Source organism: Mesomycoplasma hyopneumoniae J, assembly GCF_000008205.1.
GTDB lineage: Bacteria > Bacillota_I > Bacilli_A > Mycoplasmatales > Metamycoplasmataceae > Mesomycoplasma > Mesomycoplasma hyopneumoniae.
This window is the reverse complement of the sequence record NC_007295.1, coordinates 556,056-578,604: the sequence shown is the minus strand read 5'-3', so window position 1 is coordinate 578,604 and position 22,549 is coordinate 556,056. Positions and strand designations below refer to the sequence as shown.

The 22,549-nt window shown below is 30.0% G+C and carries 11 protein-coding genes and 1 tRNA gene; 7 read left to right on the top strand and 5 right to left on the bottom strand.

The genetic code is table 4. The features are described from left to right. Positions 1 to 3: 3 nt before the first annotated feature. From MHJ_RS02425 to MHJ_RS02405, 5 genes are read right to left on the bottom strand one after another with little or no spacing between them, the layout of a single operon-like run. Entirely contained in the window at positions 4 to 918 is a 915-nt protein-coding gene (locus MHJ_RS02425) for an RluA family pseudouridine synthase (protein WP_044284674.1), read from the bottom strand. Next, on the bottom strand, positions 896 to 1,333 hold the full coding sequence (locus MHJ_RS02420; protein WP_044284673.1) for a Dps family protein: 438 nt from the start codon (positions 1,331 to 1,333) through the stop codon (positions 896 to 898). The genes MHJ_RS02425 and MHJ_RS02420 overlap by 23 nt, the downstream gene beginning before the upstream one ends. Before the next feature lie 17 nt (positions 1,334 to 1,350). Continuing rightward, positions 1,351 to 1,572: a 50S ribosomal protein L31 gene (rpmE, locus tag MHJ_RS04030; protein WP_011206289.1), complete on the bottom strand. Its 222-nt coding sequence runs from the start codon at positions 1,570 to 1,572 to the stop codon at positions 1,351 to 1,353. Positions 1,573 to 1,630: 58 nt separating this feature from the next. Beyond that, positions 1,631 to 2,236 (bottom strand): FMN-dependent NADH-azoreductase, encoded by a 606-nt coding sequence (locus tag MHJ_RS02410; RefSeq protein ID WP_011284209.1) that lies wholly within the window; start codon positions 2,234 to 2,236, stop codon positions 1,631 to 1,633. A gap of 13 nt (positions 2,237 to 2,249) precedes the next feature. Beyond that, the gene (locus MHJ_RS02405) at positions 2,250 to 2,834 is read right to left on the bottom strand and encodes an FMN-dependent NADH-azoreductase (protein ID WP_011206287.1); all 585 of its coding nucleotides are present in this window, start codon (positions 2,832 to 2,834) and stop codon (positions 2,250 to 2,252) included. 192 nt (positions 2,835 to 3,026) lie between these two features. Here MHJ_RS02405 and MHJ_RS02400 point away from each other — a divergent pair, with 192 nt between their 5' ends. The 7 genes from MHJ_RS02400 to MHJ_RS02370 all read left to right on the top strand — a co-directional run bounded on the left by MHJ_RS02400 (position 3,027) and on the right by MHJ_RS02370 (position 22,530). Further along, a complete protein-coding gene (locus tag MHJ_RS02400; RefSeq protein WP_044284672.1) occupies positions 3,027 to 10,982 on the top strand; it encodes an ABC transporter permease in 7,956 nt (2,651 codons plus the stop codon). A 120-nt stretch (positions 10,983 to 11,102) separates the two neighbouring features. Continuing rightward, positions 11,103 to 11,987: an ABC transporter ATP-binding protein gene (locus tag MHJ_RS02395; protein ID WP_011284207.1), complete on the top strand. Its 885-nt coding sequence runs from the start codon at positions 11,103 to 11,105 to the stop codon at positions 11,985 to 11,987. A gap of 89 nt (positions 11,988 to 12,076) precedes the next feature. Beyond that, complete coding sequence (metK, locus tag MHJ_RS02390; RefSeq protein ID WP_044284670.1) at positions 12,077 to 13,213, top strand: methionine adenosyltransferase; 1,137 nt, start codon at positions 12,077 to 12,079, stop codon at positions 13,211 to 13,213. A gap of 94 nt (positions 13,214 to 13,307) precedes the next feature. Then, positions 13,308 to 13,383: transfer RNA gene (locus MHJ_RS02385), tRNA-Thr, on the top strand. 75 nt (positions 13,384 to 13,458) lie between these two features. Beyond that, positions 13,459 to 14,256 (top strand): TIGR00282 family metallophosphoesterase, encoded by a 798-nt coding sequence (locus MHJ_RS02380; RefSeq protein ID WP_044284669.1) that lies wholly within the window; start codon positions 13,459 to 13,461, stop codon positions 14,254 to 14,256. A gap of 141 nt (positions 14,257 to 14,397) precedes the next feature. Further along, positions 14,398 to 14,994, top strand: a complete 597-nt coding sequence (yihA, locus tag MHJ_RS02375; RefSeq protein WP_044284668.1) for a ribosome biogenesis GTP-binding protein YihA/YsxC — start codon at positions 14,398 to 14,400, stop codon at positions 14,992 to 14,994. Positions 14,995 to 15,336: 342 nt separating this feature from the next. Continuing rightward, the gene (locus MHJ_RS02370; RefSeq protein ID WP_044284667.1) at positions 15,337 to 22,530 is read left to right on the top strand and encodes a DUF1410 domain-containing protein; all 7,194 of its coding nucleotides are present in this window, start codon (positions 15,337 to 15,339) and stop codon (positions 22,528 to 22,530) included. Positions 22,531 to 22,549: the final 19 nt, after the last annotated feature.

Genomic DNA, 22,549 nt, shown 5'->3' with positions numbered 1-22,549 from the left:
AGATTATAATTCTTTCTGTTCAAAAGCTATATTAAATTCTTCTGGTAAGTCTGCCTCAAATTCGCGGCTTAGACCATTAAGATCTTTAAAAACTAGTTTGTAAGCATGAAGTCTTTGTCCAAGTTCGTCAATTTTTTTGCCATATATTGGATCGCCATATATTGGATAACCAATATGAGCAAGATGCAGGCGAATTTGATGGGTTCGCCCGGTTTCAAGTTGACATTTAACCAGGCTGAAATCTTGATTTTGGTAGCTAAAATGTTTAATTAGTTCGACATTTGTAATCGCCGGTTTTGAGTTAAAAAAACTAATAGTTTTTTTAAGAGGATTTTTTAAATCCCGGCCAATCGGCAAATTAATTTTCATAAATTTGTGTAAAACTTTTCCAATAACAATTGCTTTATAAAAGCGTTTGATTTGTCGATTTGCGAGTTCGTTGACAAAAAAACTATGAGCTTTTGCGTTTTTAGCAACTAAAAGTAAGCCTGTTGTATCCTTATCGAGCCGATGGACAATTCCTGGCCGGATATGATCAAGTTGTTCAAGACTGTCAAAATGAGAAATTAGACCATTGACGAGTGTGTTTTTTCAGTTCCCAACACCAGGGTGAACAACCAAATTTTTGGGTTTGTTTATTAGAATCATATTTTGATCTTGAAAGATAATTTCAAAATCTATTTCTGCTGGCTCAAGTTGAGGTTTTGGCCTTTTATAGTCGTTAAAAATCTTGATTTTTTGGCCAGTTTTAACAATTTGGTTCTTTTTGAGAACCAAATTGTTATTTATTAAGACTTTTTTCTCTAAAATTAAATCTTGAGCAACTTTTCGTGATAAATTAGCTAATTTTGCTACTAAAATATCAATGCGGATATCCTCTTGATCCCAAATAAAATTAAGAATTTGATTTTTGAGCATAAATTTTTCATAATTCTTTGTGATAGTAAAGAATTATTTCATCAATTAGCGGATAAATTAAATAACCAATTTTATCTTCATCGCGATCTTCTTGAATTTTCCCGCAAATTTCAAGAATTTTTTTAATCTGCTCTGCTAATTTATCTAGTACTTCATTAGAACATCAAATTTGGGACTTAAATAATTCAAAATCAGAATTCTGGATAATTTCTTCAAAATTAGCAAGCGCAATTTTTCCAAATGATCGGAGCTTTTCTGCAATATTATCAATAAAATTATTGGTTTTTTGGGCTAATTTATCACTAAATTTATGAAGCACCAAAAAGTCTTTATCCTGGAGATTTCAATGAAAATTTTTAACATTTGTATAAAAAATAGTTAAACTTGACTGTAATTGCTCTAGTGTTTTTATCATTCTTAGTTGTTTTTTTCTTATTTTTTTGTTTTTTTATGCGCTTTTGCTGCCATACGACGAAATCTCTCGATTCTCCCTGTTGTCCGATTGAGTGAACGATCACCCGTAAATTGGGGATGACATCCAGAACAGATATCAATTGTAAACTTTTCGATAACCGATTTAATTCTAAATTCGGAATTGCATGTTGAGCAACTAAGAAGTAGCTCGCGTTGAACCGGGTGAATATTTTTTTTCATTTTATACTTCCTTTGTAAGTAAAAAGTTATTAAATTATACTATATTTTTGTAAATATTTTAAAAATTTTCTGCTAAAATTTTTATCTGATTTTGTCTTTGGGCTACAAAATCAGCAATTGGTTTCTGGTTATTTGGAGCTACCTTTGTACCATCAAGAACAAAAAAATCTGATCTAACATTTGCGCCAAGAAATTCAAAAATTTGTTTAATTAAGGCGCTATGATTTCCAAAAGGATACCAACCAAGCGGGGCTCCTTGGGCTGTTAGAATTTGTACATTTTGAATATTTTTTAATAATCCGGTATATTTTCCGGTGTTTTTATCAAGTAAAAAGGTTTTGTTTGGCACCGTAATTGCATCAAAAAAGTTTTTAGTGGTCGCTGAATAATTAAAATTTGTCATTGAGGTTGAAAAAACAATTTTATCAGCATTTCTTAACTTGTTAATTCAAAAATCAGATTCAGCTTTTTGATAAAAAGTTTTATCCTCAAAATTTTTCATAGTAAGATTTGTATTTGCTAGCCCAAACTGATTTAAATCGTAGACTTCAATTTGATCATCAGGATGAATTTCGAGGTAAAATTTAATAAAAAGATCGGATAAATGCGAAGAATAAGAACCTTTTTTTTCATTAACAGATGACTTTATCACAAGAATATTCATTTTTTCTCCATTTTTAGAAATTTTCCGCTGCTTTTTTGATATTATCAAGCAAATTTTTATCAAAATTTGCATTTTTATATTTATGTGATTCTTCTATAATTAAAGCTGGATTAATTTTTTGGGCACCAAGGAAATTAAAGGTTCCTGAAATTGTCTCAGCCGGACTTGGACTTACAAAATCAGCTTGTTTTGAATGAGCACTTAAAATAATTTGTACATTTTCAAGATTGTTAAGTAGGCCAACTGATCCACCTTTTTTTGCATATTTATAAGAAAAAGTACGATCCGCAAGACAGATTGCATCAAAAAAATTTTTAATCTGAGCTGAATATCCCCAGTTAATTATTGGCGATGAGATGATTACTTTTTGAACATTTTTTAGTTTTTCAATTCAAAAATCAGCATTAACATCTTGTCAAAAGTGGGAAAAATTTTCTGAATTTAGCGAAATTTTTCCCACTTTTTCATTATTAAGGTCAAATTCACTAATTTTTATTCTAGGATTTAACCTTTTTAATTCACCAATAAAAAGATCCGCTACTTTATTACAAGTTGATTCATAATTTAGATGCGATTTTATATACAAAACTTCAATCATTTCTACTCCAATTAATATAAAAACATTTTTTTTTTGGATAATTTTGTAATGTAATTATACCACAAAATTAAAAAAATAAGAGTTAATTAGCCAAAAAAATTCTCTTTTTTAGTTTGAGAATCAGCAAAATTTCCTTGGTTTTTTTAAATTTTCCTTTATAATTATATAGCATTTAGGGTTTGGCGCCATATTATGAAAAAGATTTTTAAACATATATTTGCGATGTTTTTAAAAACCAAAGTTATTTTTATCGGCCTAATAACTTTAGTTTTTTTTACTGCCGCAATTTTTACCGCCTTATTTACCACAAACCGTGCTTATGTTAGCCGACTTGATCAATATAAGGAAACCTCAGGTCTTCAGGATGCAACAATTAGTACCGAATTTAACTATTTTGGTAATGCCCAAAATAATGGATATGACTATCTTGAGCCAGAAATTTACTTACCTTTAAATACAAATCAAGAAAAAAAACAATTAATAATTAATAGTAATTATATCAGTTTATCTCAAATTTTAGGTGATAAAACCAAAGAAAATGAATATATTTCCTCTGGGGAGTTTTCCCGAGAGTTTTACCTTAATGGAAAATTATTAGGAAAAAATGATAGTTTTGAATTAACAAAACAAGCATTTTTTCCGATTTATATTACAAATGATAAAAAAAATTTCCGTAAAAAATTAGAAACATACCAAATTCGAAAAAATGAAATAATCAGTCTCGATACAAAAAATTATAAACCAAGCGATATCCTTGTATTTTTTCACCAAGGTAAGGAAATTATTATTAGCTCTATTAATCCGCTTGTAATTAATGGGAAAACAAAAGTTGCAACCTTTGATCCAATTTTAGGGGCTTCCTGAAAAAAACAAGGAATCGGCTATGAGCTAAAAACCCAGGATTTATTACCACTTTTAAATATTTACCAAAAAGAAAATGGTGAATTTGAATTTGCCGACTTGCAAAATTCAAATAGTTTTATTAATTTTAAAAAGGGATCTGATGGAATCCAAATGCAGATTAGATCTGATCAGTTTAATTTAGTAAATAATCTAATTTGAGAATCTAGTTCATTTTTAATTCTTGATCCAGGTCAAATTTATAAATTAGAAAAAGAGTGAATTCGTAATTTAAAAACCAAAATTGAGTATATAAATCACCGTTATAAATTAAAAGAAATTGACTCAAAAGGTCAAAATTTTTCTGGTTTTATTAAGGAATATTTAATTTATTTAAAGGCAAATTATCCCAAAAAATTTAAAGAATTAGAAAATATTAACTACTGAGAAAAAAGAATTAGAACAATAGATGGTAGCTCTGAAAATGTTGTCTCTTCTGATCTTTCAATCACCGATCTTAGCATTCCTTTTTATAAACAAGGAGATTCAAGTTTATTAAGAACTTCAATCGCCGAGATTCAAAAACTTAATAAAAATAATCTAGCACTTGTTACAAATGAAGAATTAAATAATATTTCAAATTCGAATATAAAAAATGCAACTTTTCTCCGTCTAGCACAAAATGTTCAGGAATATGCTAATTTATATTTTTACCAACATCTGCAAAATTATTCCCAAAAAATTAAGGGAAAAGAAGAAAAAGTCGTTGATGGCATCGGTACAAGACAAACTTTTACAATTGATGTCCAGCAAAAAACGGAGAATGCAAGTGCAAAACAAGTAATTCATTTTATTAATTCCGGAATTAGTCCAAGAATTTTTAATAAAATTAATTTTCAAAATCAGGATTATATCCAAGAGCAGCAGATAGGTCGACTTTTTCAAGAGATTAGTGATCAAAATAACGCTAAGAAAAGCCGTTTATTTTCTCAGAATGCAAAAGTTTCTAGTGCAGAATTAGGAAAAATTCCACCAATTTTTCAGGCAAAAATTATTGCTAATGTTTTTGATAACTACGGAATTGATCCTAATTATGTCGATCTTAAAGTTGACTTTGGCGATGTTGAATTCAAACATAATAAATCACTAAATTATGATTATTATCGTAATATAAAAATTGTTAGACTAAAAAAAATTAAAACTAATAAGCCCGATTTAGGATTTAATATTCTCCCAAAAGCCGATTTGCACGGGATAATTGCCTTACCTAATAATCAATTTGGTTATATTTTTAAAAATTTTGGTCAGTATCACTGAAGTTTATTACCCGAAAATTTGATTAAAGTTGATACAAATATAAACCCGGTTTCTTCTCAGCAACGCGTTTTGAGCTTGCTTGCTAATTTTCTTGAAAATAATAATTTTGAAATTGATGCAAAAATTGGTAAAGATGGCTGAACCAAACAAGTTGATAATTATTCAAATATTGCAACAATTCCCTTAATTTTTTATTATTTTTCTACTAACGTCCAAAACGAAATTGAAACCCAAAATAGTGCTAGTTCATTATTTATCCAGATTGCAAATGCAATTAATAACTCGGTTTTAGTTGATAAAAATTTCTTCTTAAAACCCGATGTTGATCTAGTAATTAATGCTTTTGCCAAGGCTGCTGAAGAAATTAGACTTGTTGATATTCTCTCCTATCGAATCAAAAATTATAATTTAGTAATCGATCTAATTACTAGAGCTGGTAATATTTTACTAAAAACAAACAGACCAACACTAATTAATGATATTTTAGGTAATTTTTTTGACCAGATAATTAAGGAAACAGAAAATTCTGGCAAGACAAATTATGAAAAAAGTCTTTTTTTTATAAAGCAAATTTATGCCCTAAATCCGGCCCTTCTTCTTGGTGGAATTCGCATTTTTGATGATATTCAAAAATATGCCTCCCCTGAGGCGCTTGCAAAAGCGATTAGAGATCCAATAAATTTACTTAAGGGTGTTAAAAAAATTATTTATGCCCTTGATTTTGAAAAATTTTTCCAATATCTTAATAACTGATTTTCTGATAATAAAAATCAGAATAATAAAAATTTGGTAAATATTTTTACTTCCAGTGATCTTGTTGATGCACTTCTTGGATCCATTGATGAGCAAATGTTAAAATCCGCTTTGATTGAAATAGTTAATGAAATTGATTTTGCTCGCATTTTCTCTGCAGCAGTTGATGAGAAAACCAAAGGTTTTTTTGGATTTTTAGCAAAACCAATTATTGAAAAATTTGCTAAAAACCATCAAAATCAAGTCATAAAAATTCTTGAAAAACTAAACGGAAAACAAGAAAATGAACTAGCTTATTCAAATATTAATGAAGGATTAAACGAGTTAATTACCAATTTTGACCTAAAAAGTTTTAAAGAAAATTTGATTTTTCTAAGAAAAACACCTTATTCTTATGGTTATGACAAATTTTTAGAATTAAGTGATCAAGAAAAACAAAAAGAAAAAAATAATTTATTCGCAAAACGGTCAAGTCTTAGCCCAAATGATTATATAATTGCTCTAATTTCGACTTTTTTTCGCAGCGACTCATCCCGCCAGAAAACAATAAATTCGTTAATTAAAATGTTAAATGCTTCGGGAAAAGGTAAGAGTTCTGAAGCTAGTCAACTTGGTTTTTCCTATTTTTTTCCTGAATCTGATCCTAGAAAAATTGATATCTACGATCTTCAATTTCTTGCTGCAAATTGAAATTCGTCATCCACTAGTCCCGATTTAGGGATTAGAAATACTCGAATTGATCTTGTCTCAGAGGAAATCCTTGAAAAAATAGAACAAAATCCGAATTTAAAAATTAGTGATTTAAATTTAAAGCAACGTATATTCCTAAATAAATATTTAACAATCCAAAATCTTGAGAATTTAGAGGATATTAGGCAAAAACTTTTCCAGATCAAGGAAATCTATCGACTATTTCGTCTAGAAAATTACCAAAAAACTGGGAATCAAATTAGTAATATTAAACCTCCAAGTCTTGAAAGTGATAATATTTTTGCAAATACTGGCTCAATTGGCGATATTTTCTATTATATTTTAAATGCAATTAGAATTCCTGAAAAAATTAGTGAAGATTTGGGCCCTAATTCCCTTAATTTAAAATTAAAACCAATTTATATTCTTGCCTCTGAAGCCGAAATTAACAAACTTGAGAAAAATATTATCCAAAATCCGGAAATAATTACTCAATTAGTAATAAAAACCTTGCGTTTTTGAATTCGTTTTGTTTCCGAAAATAAACTTGAAAATCTGGATTTATCCAAGGCTTTTCATAAATTATTTCAGGCAACTAAATCAGAATGACTCAAAAATGAGCTAAATAATACCGAATTATTAGCTAAAATACCTAATCTAAAAGATCAAGAAGGTCTATTTTTAGGACTCCCTAAACCTTCAAGGGCAATTCTTCAACCTTATCTTTTAAGTCTTTATCTAGAAAAAAACCCCCAATTTCAAGAACTTTTAGCCGATCCAGTTTTTGCTAAAAGTTATATCGATGATTTTAATAGAAAAACTTCACTAAAATCCTGACTTGAAGATAATCTTGCCGATTTAGTCGAAAATTTAGGATTTATTAGCTATTATTCCCAAAATTATCCTTTTGAGGCCCGTTTTGATAAGGCCCTAAAATATATAATGGAAAATTTTTTGCTTAATCCAAAATTTTCAGATTCAGCCTTTAAAAAACGTTTTCTTTCTTTACTTGTTCAGGAATTTGCTTCTATTAATCCTTTACTTTCAGGTCTAAATCTTGAATCTCTTGGTCTTAGTCAATTTTTTGCTGCCCAACTTGTTCAAATTCCACTCTGATTTACAACAAATCCTGAAGCTAAGAGCGAAGAAGGTCAAAACAATTTTAATCTTGCCTTTATTCTCCAAAATCGTCTGCCAAAAATTAGTCAAATTGTAAGTGATTCTTCAAATAAAAGTACTGAATTTATCAAATTATTAGTCAACCGCAGACCAAATAAAAATTATATTCCCCCGTTTTGGTTTAATAAAAATGTTAATGAGGTTTCACTTGATTATTATCGTCTGCGCTCAATTTCGGATTTTCTTAGCGAAAAAGGCAAAGAAAATCCCGAATTTTTTGGGATTAATGTAGCTAAATTCTATGATCAATTTTTTTCGAAAATAATTGTTGCCCGCCTGGCAAATAATTCAATTAATCTTAATAATGCAAGCGGTTATGTAGTCAAAGTTAATAAATCTTACCTTGAAAAAAATAAAAAAGAAGTATATCAAGGCAAAATTCCTGATTCAGCTAGTGATATTGAAAAATTAATTGAACTTCTTGATCCAAAATACATTTTAAATGCTGGCGGTCTAAAATACATAATTGTTGGCACTGATTTTAGTATTGATTATTTATATCCTGTAATTGATGAGAAAAACGTCAAACTTGATGGACAAAATCAGGTGCTAGCCTATGTAAATAAATTCGGATTTGATAAGGCAAGATTTTCTTATCAATCAAATCCAATTAAAAATTATTTCCTAATCCGGCTTAAGCCTGGTACAAACAGGGAAAAATTTCGGGCTGATATTGACAGTTTTATTGCCAAAAATTTTGCCTCTAATAGTTCCCAGCACACTTTTTTTACTAACGAAATCGATCATTTAAACCCCGAAAGAGCCCTAAGAATTCAAGTTGGAACAAATATTATTGAAACTTTTTCAAAAACTAATATTTATTTAAGCCTCTTTTTGTCAATTTTAGTCCTATTTGCAATCGCTTTTATTATCAAACGGTATATTTCAACAAATAATAAGGTCCTAGGAATTCTGCGTGCTCAAGGATATTCACTTTTTGAAATTGCCTCTTCGTTTCTTTCAATTGGCTTTATAATTGCGTTTTTAGGCGGTAGTTTAGGCTTTTTATCCGGATTTTTTGGAAAAATCCCACTTTATAATCTAATTTCACAGTTCTGAGAATTTGATATTAATATTTATAATTTTGAGCCCATTTCTTTTGTTTTTTCGCTAATTATTCCTTTTTTTGTTATCTCAGTACTAATTTATTTGGTAATTTTTTGGAACCTAAGACAAAAACCTTATCATTTACTTTCAGGGATCAACGAAATTAATACCTCAAAATTTGCCCAAAAGGTCGCAAAACTATTCTGAAAAAGCAAAATTGTTAATAAATTTTCAATTTCACTTGTAATTAATTCAATTTGAAAAATAATTTCATTAATTATTGCAATCGTCATTGTCCAATTTGTCTTGATTTTTTCTTTATCTTCTTATAATATTTTCCAAAATAGTATTAAAAAAACCTATCAAAACCGGCATTATGCTTATAAAATCAACCTCTTTTCGCCAACAAAAGAAGGGGGCCCACTTGTTGTTTATAATGCAAAAGATCTTGGGAAAAATCTTTATGTTCCCGCCGGGGAAAATACTGAAGTTAATTATAACTCCCCTAATTATTTCCGTCCCGGAAATCCAAGCGTTTTTGGGATTAATTCCAAAAACGGCTTGGTTGATTCAGAAAGTAGAAATCCGGTTGTCATTTCGCGTTCAAGTCTAAATATTAAAGTAAATCAGGCAAATAAAGCCTCAATTTTTGATATCGTTTTAGCAAATCTTCCTGAATCTTTAAGGAATAACATTTTTGCAATTTCAAATAAAGTTGTCCACCAGATTGAAAAAGTGCAGAATATTCCTGAAAAAATCAAGCAAAAACAGCCGTATTTTAAATATCTAGTTGATTCTTCTGATCCAAATCAAGGTCGTTTTTGGTATTATCAATTTGATCAAGATAAAAACGAATATCGCGCCTATGAAGTCTCAATTTTTGGTCAAAGTAATAACCGTGATGCCTATCGCAAATTTTTAGTTGATTCCTATTTAAATAATCAAGTGGCAAAAGACTTTACCATCAGTTTTGCCGGGATTGAATTTAGTGAAAACGCTAATGAAAATCTGCCAAAAAATCAAGTTTATACTTATATTGACAGTTTTTATGGCGCTAAAAATAATACCGAAAGTAGTATCAAAATTTATGGCTATAATCCAAAAACTGAAAAAAATTCAATAATTGAGATAAAAGATAAATATAATAATAATTTATTAGCAGAAATTGAAAAATACCCAATAAAAGATGAAATTTACCCTTTGATAATCAATTATGTTTTTGCAAAAAAACATAATTTAGGAATTGGGTCTAGAATCGAAGTCCCAATTCTTAATCACGTTGATCGTTATTATAATAAAATCAAAAAACTACCGCAAAAGAAAGCTAAATTTGTAATTATTGGCATTTCCGATACATATATAAACTCCGAACTTATAACCTCACAGGCCATCGCTAACAAACTTTTAGGACTTGATCAATTTGAAAATATTCTAAAAAATTATAATTTATCGCCATTTAATGGTATAATTCTTTCAAACCCGGAAATTGAACAGATCAGCAAATCTTTTAGCTTGTATTCACCTTCAGGATATTGGGCTGGTAGTTCCAAAATTAGTGTTGATCAGTTAAACAAAGATGATACCATCGGTTTTTTTGCAAACATTTTCGCTTTTAGTGAAAATGAAACTGATAAAACCAAAGGCGCGCTCCAAATTGCTGGCTATACAAAGCAAGAAATTCTTGATCTGATTAATTTTGATAAAAAAAATCAAGAAAAACCTTGACTAAATTCGTCTTCAGCCCTTGATTTTGCCTCGCTTACTAACCCTTCTTTTGTAAATCAGAATATTCCGGAAATCAAGAAAGCACTAAAAAATTTTAATGAAATTTATGGCGAGACAATCTACCAAATTGGACTTACCGGTCTTGAGGCAAAAAATATTGAAACTAACTTTATTTCCAATTTTGCTAACTTATTTGGAGCGGGAATTAATATTGTTGTTATTATTTTTCTTGTTGTTTCCTTAATTATTTTAGTGATTATTGCCTCTTCAATTATTAACGAAAATCAGCAAAACATTGCGATTTTAGATGTTTTAGGTTATGCTAATAAAACGAAAGTGCGCCTATTTTATAGTATTTATTTACCGATTCTGCTGATTTCATCGCTGATTTCAATTCCGTTTGTCATTATTGCGATGGAGATTTTTAATTCCTATATTCTCCTTACAAATTCAATATTTTTATCGCTTGGACTTTCAATTTCGACCTTTTTCCTTGCTTTTGGAATCATTTTAGTTGTTTTCATTTTCGTTTTAAGTTTTCTTTGATACTTTCTTACAAGCAAAAAATCAGTTTATATAATCAAGGATAAAACCTAAAAATTAAATTTTTTCAAAAAACAGCTAAAAAAAACCAATTTTTTCTTTTTTAGACCAGAAAAAATTGTACAAAAAAATTTTTAATTTTTTTACAACAAAAAGGAGAAAATCGTGTATAATATATTTTCCAAAACAAAAAAAGTAGAAAAACAAAACCAAGCCCTGGCGATTATCAAAGATACAAATCAAGCAAATCTAACAAAAAAACAGCTTAAATTAATCCGTTGAGCCAATGATAATCCCCGAGTTAAGAGCGGAAATATTGATAAGACAAACTCGCCAGGCGCAATTATTGACTTTAAAAATGTAGCAAAATATTATCTTTTTGGATCAGTTGTTACCAAAGTTTTTGCGGATATTAATTTTAGTATTGCCGCTGGTGATTTTGCAATTCTTAGTGGAAAATCAGGATCGGGAAAGTCAACAATTCTTAACTTAATGTCAGGACTAGATCGAGCAACTGAAGGGGAAATTATCGTTGATTCAGTCAATCTTGCCTATCTTAAAAACGGAGAACTTACCAAATTTAGGCGCCAAAATGTCTCCTTTATTTTTCAGTCTTATAACCTTTTGGGAAACATTAACGGTTATGATAATGTCCAAGTTGGCGCCTATCTTCAAAAGGATAAGTCAAAAGTACTTGATATTGAGCAACTTTTTGCCGAATTTGAACTTGATGATATCAAGTTCAAATTCCCATCGCAGATGTCTGGGGGACAGCAACAAAGAATCTCGATTCTCCGTGCTCTTGTTAAGAATGCCAAAGTAATTTTTGCTGATGAACCTACTGGCGCCCTTGATGAAACTAATACCAATATTGTCTTACGCGCCTTGAAATATATCAACAAAAAATACAAAACCACAATCGTTATGGTCTCACATGATCCAGCAATGGAGGCCTTAGCCGATTTAATTATCAAGCTTAAAAACGGAAAATTGACAACAAAACGACATAAATCCCTTAGTTTTGAAGAGTTTTTAGCCCAAAAAGCAAAAAATTCCTAATAAAACCCTGCGCAAAAATTTTTTCTAAAAAATTTTTTCATTTTTTTAAAAAAAATGGTATAATATAATGAAAATTTGAAGGGAAGTAAATGTTAGCAGCGAAAATTTCTGTTGCTGAATCAGTCGGAAAAGGTCATCCTGATAAAATTTGTGATCAAATTAGCGATGCTATTCTTGATGAAATTCTTAAACAGGATGAGCACGCACGAGTTGCCGTTGAAACAATGGCATCAAACCGCCTAATTATAATTGGGGGAGAAATCTCAACAAGTGGTTATGTCGATCTTGTAAAAATTGCTTGAGAGATTTTATTTGAAATTGGTTATAACGAAAATGATTTTACAATAATTTCCAATGTAAATCGCCAATCCGGCGAGATAGCTTCCCTTGTCGATCAGAAAAACGGTACAATCGGTGCTGGCGATCAAGGGATTGTTTATGGTTTTGCCACTAACGAGTGCCCAAATTTTATGCCCTTAGCACAAAATTTGGCTAACTTTTTAGTTAAAAAAGCTGAAGAACTCCGGAAAATAGGTGAATTTCAATTTGCCTGTGCGGATATGAAATCCCAAGTTGAGATTCACTATGATCAAAACAGTAAACCAAAAGTTAAAAGTATGCTTATGTCAATCCAACATCAGCAGAATTTTAACTATCATAATTTTGTTGAATTTGTAATTAACAAAATTATGATTCCAGCAGCAAAAAAATATAATTTAAATATTGACTTTGAAAAAAAAGTTAACAAATCCGGTGATTTTACAATTGGAGGACCAATTGGTGATACAGGGCTTACGGGGCGAAAACTCATAATTGATACTTATGGGGATGCTGCAAAACATGGAGGGGGCGCCTTTAGTGGAAAAGATTATACAAAAGTTGACCGAAGTGGCGCTTATATTGCCCGGTGAATAGCAAAAAATCTTGTCGCCGCCGGAGTAGCTGCCGAAATCGAGCTACAATTTGCTTATGCAATCGGTAATGAATATCCAGAACTAATTAATGTTACTTACCTAAAAAATGCTAAAATTCCAACGGTAAAAATTATTGAAATTATTAAAAACGTATTTAATCTTCGTCTAGTTAGTTTAATTTCTCGGCTTAATTTGAGGAAACCAATCTACCGAAATTTAGCAGTTTATGGTCATTTTGGTCGTGATGAGCTCGATCTTCCCTGAGAAAAGCTTGATATGGTTGAAAAAATTAAGGATTATCTAAAAATTTAAAATTAAAACTTTTTCTAAATGATTAACTACTTTAAAAAAAGCATTTTTTTATTTGGAAAAAATTAAAAAAATGTTATAATGTTAATATTATTTTGCCATCATAGCTCAGTCGGTAGAGCACATCCATGGTAAGGATGGGGTCGCAGGTTCAATTCCTGTTGTTGGCACCATACCATTTTGACCAAAAGATGCTAAAAATCGGCATCTTTTTACTTAATTTGCAAAGGTAAAAAGTTTAGCCCAAGATGAAATCTGCTACTGTATTATTCGTTGGTGATATTTTTGGTGCCCCTGGAATTGAAATTTTTAAAGAACAACTTGAACTCTTAAAACAAAAATATCAATTTGATCTTGTAATTGTCCAGGCTGAAAATATCACTGGCAGAAAAGGTCTTAATAAAAAAGACTATTTATATTTAAAAAAATTAGGGGTTGATATTTTTACAGTCGGCAATCATGTCTGATCAAATCCAGAAATCAACCTAATTATTAACAACGCCGATATAGTCAGACCCTTAAATATTGCCCCCGAATATCAAGGAAATGGCTCAACGGTAATTGAAAAAAACGGCAAAACCTTCCGGATTACCTCACTTCTTGGAGTTGCTTTTAATAAACTAGTCAAGCCTTGGAATCATCAGTTTGCCGATAATTTTTTTGATGCAATCGATCAAGTTCTTGCCCAGGATAAAGCTGATTTTCATATAGTTGATTTTCATGCTGAGACTACTAGTGAAAAAAATACCTTGGCAATCTACCTTAACGGGAAAATTAATGCACTTTTAGGCACTCATACTCATGTCCAAACTGCAGATGCCCGAAAATTAGCACTGGGAACCTTATTTATCACAGATGTCGGGATGACCGGACCAGCAAATGATGCAATTGGTGTGAGTTTTCTTGATGTCTATAAAAAAATTCGCTATCAAAAAAATGCAAGATTTCGGATTTCAGCAAATAGTTGTCAATTTAATGCAGTAATTTTAGAGTTAAATCAACAATTAGAAAAGCAGAAAATTTTCCCCATTAATATTTATAAGTAAAAAATCTCGTATTAAGTCAAAACTTATTAGGAAATCAGACCAAAAAATCTAAATTTATTTAGTTAGGAAGCAATTAAATTAATAAAAAACATAAAAAAATTGGAAAATTTTTAAGTAAGTATTAGCTTTTTTATTTAATTTATGGTAAAATGTAAATTATTTTTTTGGTTAATTTCTTGATTTTTAAAGGTCAAAAACGGGGAAAAAGTGTGAAAATTTCTTAGATCATGCCCAGAAAATTGTTATTCTGATCCACAATTTGCCTTTATTGGTCGCTCAAATGTCGGAAAATCAACTCTAATTAACGCTTTAGCGAATAAAAAAATTGCTAAAACATCAACAAAACCAGGGCGGACACAGTTGCTAAATTTCTATAAAAATGAAAGTGAAAAATTATTTGTTGACCTTCCTGGTTATGGTTATGCAGCCGTATCAAAGACAAAAAAAGACCAAATTGACCGAATAATTGCGGGATATTTCCAAAAAGATCAGCCAATTTCCGCTGTTTTTTTGATTCTTGATGCCCGAGTTGGTTTTACCAATCTTGATTATATTATGATTGAATATATCATCAAACAAGGTTTCAAACTTCATATTCTAGCCAATAAAATCGATAAAACTAATCAGTCAACCCGAGCAATATTACTAAATCAATGTAAAAAATTAAAACTAAATTGCTTATTAATATCTGCAAAAAACAAGAATAATTTATCAAAATTACAGGAATTATTAGAATAATCTTAAAAAATGAAATTATTTTTATTTTTTAAGATTATTCTAATTTTAAAACAACTTTATTTCAAAAAATTAAAAATTATCCTTATTTAAGTAAAAATACCGTTAATTTTTCCTAAAAAATTTTTTTTGAAAAATTTCTTTTAAGTTTTAAAAAATATAGTATAATTACTGTATATCATTTAAAACTATCAATAAATCTAGTTATTTTTTATTTAGCCTATCTATATTTTTTTTGAAGAAACAATAGCGTTTGTTTAACGTCTATTCTTTTTTTAATATAATCTAGGAAAATTCATAAATAACAAAAATTTATAAATTTTAAACTGAAAAAAGAGGTGAAAAATGGATGATATCAATGACAAAAAATCAAAAAAAGCGATGAAAAAGTCAAAAAGACGTGCGATTATTCTTTCACTTTTAGCCTTTGGTGGCCTTAGTGTTGGTTCTTTTGGTTTTCTCCCTTTCCTTCTTAAGTCCTGAAATACACTTCAGTACAACATTGTCGATTTTAGACATATAAATCAAGATAATATCAATTACGAGATTGAGTTTGCCCTTAGTGATCTTGATTCTTTTAAACTAAATTATCAGGATTTAAATGTTGATCTTACAAAAGATAAAGAAGGAAAAGAGGTTGTAGCTACTTATACTGCCATATATGATGAATTTAGTCGTTATTGAAGAATAAATTCTAAATATAGCAATCTCAGTTTTGGGCGTCGTTACTATCTAAAAGTTTATCTTGATGATAAAAAACAGAAAAGATTTTCGGCAAAAAAAGTGATTGGCTTTGGACAAAATGTGACAAATTTTGTTGATACTCCTCCTGCTGTATCAACAATCAATTTTGAGGCCAGAACTCCTTCTACAGCTTCAGTATCAGTTAAATTTGCCGATGAGGCAGCAAATCTAGAAGGGAAAAAAGTCGCCCTTGAATATTATTATGTCCTAAAAAATCAAGCAGATGATCTTGAAAGCCAACTTGAAAATGCTAAAACCGCCCAAGAAATCCATACTTCTTATGTTGATGCCGGAATTGTTAAAGACGGAAAAGTTGAATTTGCCCTAAATAATTTACACCCCGGACTTGATTATAAGATCAGCGCAATTCGTTATGTTGATACAAATAATCGGCAAGAAATTCCCCTTTCACCGATGCAGAAAATTGCCCTTGATCCAAAAATCGATTTTGAAAAAGATAGTACCAAAAAACGTTTATTTGAAACCAAAACTGCTAAATTCAAATTAGTAACTAAATCGTTAATTGACCAAAATTTATCTTTTTCCCAAAAAAGGCTAAATATTAATTTTGATAGTTTTGAATCCACCCAGGAATTACAAAATAAAATAATTAAAATGCACTATAAAGATCTTAAAACAAGTCAGACTTATGTAGTTAGTGCAATTTATTCTGCCGATCTTGCTAGTTTTGATCTAAATAATTTAGATCCAGGTCGTACTTACCAGATCGAAAGTTTTGAACTTGAAGGTGCCCAGATCGAATTTGGTAATACTTTTATTAAAAATTTTTATACCCCAGCAGCAGTAATTGATTCAAAAATTGCAATTGGAGCTACTTTTGCTAATGTCGATCTAACAATTGCCTCAGCTGATAATCTTGAAGGGGCACAAGCACTTTTATATTTAGATGATAGCTCAATTATCCCAACAAGTGCTACATTTTTTCAGGGACAAGAAAATGGGATCTATAAAATCAGTTTTAAAGCCAAAGGTCTTGTAAATGATACAAAATATGCCCTTGATAAACTTTTATTAATTTCAAAGGTGCCAAATTCAGTTTTTAGTTTGCAAAAAGATGGATATGACTATAAAAATATTCTTTTTCTTTGAAATAAAAATTTAGAGATCAGCTCACCAAAAAGAAATTTTATTACAACAATTTCCGATCTTAAAACTTTTATTAAATTAGAGCCAAAAATTTTGGCAAGTAAAGTTGAATATACCTTTGGTTTCCTCCCTGAGTCTGCTTATTTAAATGATAAAAATCTTTATTTATATTATTATAAAAAAGATAATCCTGCTAAATTATATAAATCAAAGGTTGCTAAAGCCGAAGGTTCTGAGATCAAATTTGATCTTGAGGATTTTGAAGTATCTTCTGTTTATAAACTAGCCAAAATTGAGATTGCCGAAAAACCAGATCTAGCCGTAGCAATCCAATTTGATTTAGGAAAATCAAGTGCACAAAAATTACCTTATGATGAATTTTTCATCAAATATCGTGTCTCAGAAATTAAATTTGATCAAATAACAGAGACAAGTGCAAAAGTTGCTGTAAGTCTTGAAGGGGATTTTAAAAATTCAGTTGGTAAAACCGGGGCCAAAAATGAATTTAGTGCCAAACTCGTTTTTGGTCAACCCGGTTTTGGTAATCTTTCTAGCACAATCAAAGTCGATCTTGCCCCAACAAATCAAGCAAGCGGAACTCCAGGCCCAGAGAAAAAAGAATATATCCTTAGTGATAATAAATTAATTCTCCATTTTAATCTTGAAAATTTAGATCCAAAAACCGAATATCAAGTTGTCGATCTTGAGATTCCTGAACTTGCTGAATTTTTTAGTTCATCAGGAATTCTTGAACAAAATGCAAAATTTAGTACTAGTTATAAAAAGATTAAGATTTTTGGTTCTAATTTTGATAATATAAGTGAAACTAGCGCAATTGCAACAATTTATTTTGATCCAACTTTTAATAGTTATTTAAATAATTATAAATTCAAAGTCAAATTTAAAGACGAAAATAATAAAATAGTTTCCTATCCAAATCAAGTAGGCAATAATATAAAAGCTGTTACAGATAAAAGAGAAAAAGAAGATAAAAAAGGAAAGGAAAAGCAAGAAGAATCTAAAACCGTTCAAAGTCAAGAACTAGAAAATAAAAACCCTGAATACATTCAGGTAGTTAATAATGCAATTAAAGTTAGTCTATCAAATCTTTATCCTGGAAAAAAATACGAATTTGCCGGACTTGAGTCAGCCCCAGGCCAAGATTCAGGGCTAACAGAGCTAAATTATGAATATCTTAATAATAAATTAGAAGAAGATTCTAATAAAACTCAAGGCGAACCCCCTTATTTTTATACAATCCCCCAGATTCAATCAATTAAAAGTCAACCCCAACAAGATAGTGCAAAAATTATAATTGATTTTAATATCAAAGATCCAAATTTTGGCAAAAGACCAAATAAATCAGATAAAAATGCAATTATTTTCTTAAAAAATAATGCAAATGGGGCTGCCGCTTCTGAAAAAACTACAATAAAATTCTCTAATAATACAAATACAGCCGAATTTGATCTAAAAAATCTTGAAAAATTAAGTCATTATACAATTACAGAACTACTTCTTGATTCCCAAAGAATAAATTTTGCTCCTAAATTAAAAGATGAAAAAGCCCCTGAGCGTAATTTTTATACAGTTGCAACAACAGCAAGTGTAGTAAAAATTGTCCAGTTCGAGAAAAAACATAATAAAATCGGCCTTGAATTAACTTTTGATCCCGTCAAAGATATCTATTTAAAAAATGATCAAATCAAAGTGATGCTAAAACCAAAAAATCAAAATCAAGATGCAAAAACAATTGAGGCAACCGGAAATGTTGATGAAAAATTAGTTTTAAAACTAAATTTTGAGAATACCCAACCCGGAAGTGAATATGAAATTGAAAAGATTAGCAATCTAACCAAAGATAAAAATATTCAAACCTCAGTAGGCTTTGAAATTAAAGCTCAATCTTATGCCCCAGGAATTACATCAAGTGATAGTCAGGCAAAAATTTATTCAGCCCCTGAACTTTTTAAATTTGAGGTTCAATCAAATAAAAGCGAGCAAGTTAAAGTAAAACTTTCCTTTAAAGACGCAGAACAAATTTTGATACAAAATTCAAAACAGCTAACCTTGTTAATGAAAAATGAAAAAACAAATGCAATTATTACTGCAACAGGGACTGCTAAAAACGAAAGCGGACTAATTTCTGCCGAATTTGATTTTAAAAATCTTGATCGAAATCAAAAATATATTCTTGTATCAATTAATGATTATTCTCAAGTTGATTCAAGTATCTGGGTTAATCACGAACTTGAAAATAAAAAATCATTTAATGTAAATGTTGATAAAATCGAAGTTAAAAATCTTGTCTATTCTGATATTAAATCAGATGGGGTTAAAGCCGAGATCTATTTTGATCCAATCCGCGATGGCTATCTTGAAAATCAAGAAATCGAAGTTGAAATAATCGAAGATAAAGAACCTAAGGCTCAATTTCAAAGCGTTTCTACAGTCATTGCGCAAGAAGGGCAAACCAATCAGACTAAAAAAGTAAAAATCATCAGGCAAGGCGATGGTCGTCTTGTTGCCAGCCTTAATTTTGATCATCTAAAAGAAGGAACCGATTTTAAGATCAAAGGGCTTAAAATAATTAATAAGAATGCAATTTTTACAAATAAGGAATATCAAAATACAGGCCCAAAATTCGAGATCGTCAATGAATTTACAAGCGCGATAATCAAAGGTCAACAAAGACAAATCGGCGAAATTAACGATCAAGCAAAACAAAAAACACTTAAATTTGCCACTGATATAGTAATTTCGAATGTCGAATTTAATCCTAGTCAAACCAGGGGCGGGCATAATCAAGGCCAAGGCCAAGGTCAACAAGATCTTCAAAGATCAGCAACAATTAAAATAACCTTTTCAAATTCAAATAATGAAATTTTAAAACTAAATAATAACCAAGTTACAACTCTAACCCTAAGAAATAAAAAAACCGGTAAGGTAGTTTTAGCAAGTGCAAAAGTTCAAGAAAATTCCGGTGCAGCAAGTGCTACTTTTGAATTTAAAAATAATCTTGATAAATTTACTGAATATGAAATTAGTTCACTATCAGTTGTAAGAACTAATGGGATCTACCAAATCCCCTTTGCAAAAACAATTAAAAATGATACTTCAAAAACGCAGTTTAAAACCAAACTTAGTTCAATTAAAGTTGTTGATATCAAATATTCTGATCTAAGCCCGACAAGCGTTTTACTTACAACTTTTTTTGACTCCCTTGAAGATGGATCACTTAATAACGATTTTGAAGCCACACTCGAATATGAACTTAAAAATAAACAGAATAGTGGCGGGCAAAATAGTACAAAAACTTCAAAAGTAGCAATTGAAAATAATCAAGCAAGTTTTCAAATTGAAAATCTTGGCGAGGCCACTGGATATACAGTTAAAAATTTAGAAATTACAAAAAAACCTATAACAAGGTCTACAAGATCAAAAAGAAGCACTCCCGAAAACGAATTTAAAAACCTTAAAGTCGAATTTGATCAACAAAAAGTAGAAACTCCAATGAAAAAAGATTTCTTTACAAAATCTTTAATTTCCTCAATTACAATCAATAAGGATTTAATTAAAAATACCCAAAGTAATCCTCCTCAAAAAATTGAGATTAGTAATACTAATTTATCTGATACATCCGCTGGGATTGAAATTAAAATTAAAGACCCGAAAAAGTTTTTTGAAGCCTATTCAAATGGTAAGTCAAAACAAGGACAGGCAAGTCAAATTCATTTAATGATTAAATCCCAAAGAACCGGGGCAATTTTTCAAGCTCAGGCACAAATCTCTTATCAGGGAGAGGAAGCAACAGCGAAATTTTCCTTTGAAAATTTAGAAAAATATAGTTTGTATTCAATTGTTGATATTTTTGTAAGTGGTGTTCCAGTTGGATTTCTTAGAAATTTAACTCAGGACCAAAAGAAATTCCATACAACTGCAAAAGAAGTACTTCCAGAGTCAATATCACAGACCGAATATCGCAAACACGGAGCGGTTATCCGAATGGTTTTTGATGTAAATAAAAACTGGTTTTTAGTAAATAATAAAATTAAAATCAGTTTTAAAAAACAAGGGGATAATGGATCTGAGGATGCCCAGCTTACTGCTGAGGCAGTAGTAAAAGAAGATGGACTTGCAATTTTTGATATTCAAAAAGATCAAATTAAAAATAAAGTACCTTCTGGTACTAGATATGAAATTACCAAAATGGAATTTCTCCCTCAGACTAATACAAATCAGGCAATAATAAAACATTTCCCGCTTGCAAAATATATTGGAACCGATCAAAATCGATCTACAAGCTCGCTAAGTGCATCTCAAGACTCACCACAAGCTCCTAGCCGTAAAAAAAGGGATCTAAGTCTTTTTAGTAGTGCTCTAAATTATCAAGTAAGTGAGTTTGCAACCCAACCTAGTCCAGCACCAAGCACAAATACAAGTAATAATTTTGCGGCTGTTAGTCTAAAATTAGACCCCCTTAGTCAAGATAAGCAACAAACAAATACACTAATAAAAACTTTTGATACTGCCGCTTATGTTGTAAATATTGAAAAAGTTAATCTTTCAGGGAATAATGCTGAAATTAAAATCAAATTAAATACAACGAAATTACTTGAAAAAGTAAGCCAAAATAAAAGAAAAATAAAATTAAAATACATTGATATAACATCTGGCCAAGAAAAAACAGCCGAACTTAAAGATCAAGGGGGTCAACAACAGCCAAATTCTTCAAGTGGTGAATATACTTTTTCAGCCAGTGATCTAAAACCGCTTAATTATTATCAATTAGTCTCTGTTGTCTATGAAAATAACGGGAAATCTGAACAAGTAATTAATTTTGATGATGATAGTATAACTTTTCAAGATAAATTATTCCGAACTACCCCTGCAAGTTTTTCAGTAGTTGATATTCAAAGAACTTTATTAGATAAGGAAAACAGCGTTGTTTATGTAAAAATCCAATTAGATGAGCAATCGGCTTCATATCTTGAAGGTTATAAAGTCAAAGTTTCTTATAAAAGACAAGATAAAACAAATTCTAATACTCCAATGTCAGTAGTTGAAGGGAAAATCCAATCTGATGGAACAATACAAGTCAAACTTGAGGATATCTATGATAATACAGGACAATCCCAGCAAAAGCAACTTAGTCTAAAACAACTAGATACTCGAACAAATCCAATTGAAAAAGAAACAAATACCCTTATTAATCAAGTTAATGATCCAAAAACTTCAAGTTCAAAAACAGAAGAAAAACAGATAGGCCAAAATAAAATCTTTGAAGGATTTAAATATAAAATCGAAAAAGTTGAACTAATAGGAAAACCAGAAGTCTCAGAAAGATCAAGAAAAAGAAGGTCTACTTCAGTATCTAATTTAATCGATTTTAATAAATCGTTTAATACCCAAGCCGAATTTAAAAATCCTCAAGGCTTAATACCACAAACACCAATAAGTCAAAAACAAATAATTGAGGGAATCCCAATTAGAGTTTACGATCAAATTATTTCTACTGAGGAAAAAGATAAAACTTCAGGGATTGAGACCAAAATTTATGCTTGATTTATTTCTTCAGAAGATCTAAAAGAACAAGATCAGGACAAAAAACACTTTAAAGTACAATTATATAATAAAACTCTAAACAAATTAGAAATAATTTCCCAGCTGCAAAAATCGAAAAGCTAGATGAAAAACAAGGTCAGTC